A 1,304-nucleotide genomic window follows, 5' to 3' on the forward strand; every position below is an offset into this window, starting at 1 on the left:
GTTTAATTGGAAAAACAGCTTATTAATCAAACATGCCATTGGTGAAGATGTAACCAAGCAACTGCTGACTATTAACCAGCAGACGACATCACTAGCACAAGCTAACCAGTTGTTAAATAAAGTGGTGGAACGAGCAACAAAAAAGCTTTATCCGGAACTTGATTTTGAACAGACAACCGCCGCTGAACGACGGGAACTGATTAAAGAAACTAATAGTGAACAAACGATTTTCAAAGGCAGTGAATTAAACGAACGTTTAATGAATATTCGAAACGACTTATTAACCCAGCAATTATTGACGTTTACCAAGCGGCCATATACCAGCTGGCAGTTAGTTAATCAGCAGGCCCAAACAATTGAGAAGCAATTAACCACGGTACTAGCCAAACATGGTCACCAGTTAGACGATTTGAAGCATACTGATCGGGGCATGCTAGCCGCTTATCAACCTAACGAACTCGAATTCATTTCTAAAGCGGTGAAAAATTTACGGGTCATGCGGGAAGTTAAAGCCGTAGTGCAAACTCAATACAACAGCATTCTAACGACCGCTTTTCCGAACAGCGACCTCGATAAGCTAGAGCCGATTGACAAGGAGCAAATCTATACCGCTGTGGTTTACTATGACCCAGAATTAAAGCCATTAAGCGCCGATGATCTTAGTCAATTGCAACAGCAGCCACCGGTAGTCTTTACTAGTCAGCAACACCAAGCCGGTTTAAATTACCTGTTAGGTAAAATGGAATTAAAAGATATTCAGGATCATCGACTGCAACGGGTCTTAAAACATGATGGCACCCGGCAACTGTTTATCGGCGAATGTGGCCAAGATCCTAAGTTGGATCACAAACAAATTGAAATGGTGCAAGCCCGTTTGAAACAACAGACAACACGGTTTGATCAATATAAGCAAGACCAAATTAAGGACTATCAGGCCATTAATTACCACCCAACTAGCCCGAAAAACTACCTGACTAATATTTTGGACGAAGCCTTAGTGACCATTTTATATGCGAAAAATACAGACTATCTAAGAAAGCAGCAATTACGTGGCTTAAAAGAGACCGAGTGGGAAATGACGAAAAAGCAACGGCAACACCAAACCCGGAACCGGCATGAAGATGGGGGTATGCACTTGTAATCAAAGTGTAAAACAAAATGGTATCAATGCACCTATTTATGTGCTAAACTAAAGCTAAAATAAAGAAAGGAGACTCCACATGTGGCAAACAAACAAAAATGGCATAGTCTAGCACAAGCAAGTCGTGAATTAGGACATGGGCGCAACTATGTTAGTGCTTGGG

The 1,304-nt window shown here is 41.4% G+C and carries 1 pseudogene; it reads left to right on the forward strand.

Annotated elements, in window-relative coordinates:
* Window positions 1-1,141, forward strand: a pseudogene (locus ACYT32_RS12325) (MobQ family relaxase); the annotation flags it as partial.
* Between the last annotated feature and the right edge of the window lie 163 nt (window positions 1,142-1,304).

The organism is Companilactobacillus sp. FL22-3, assembly GCF_054881455.1.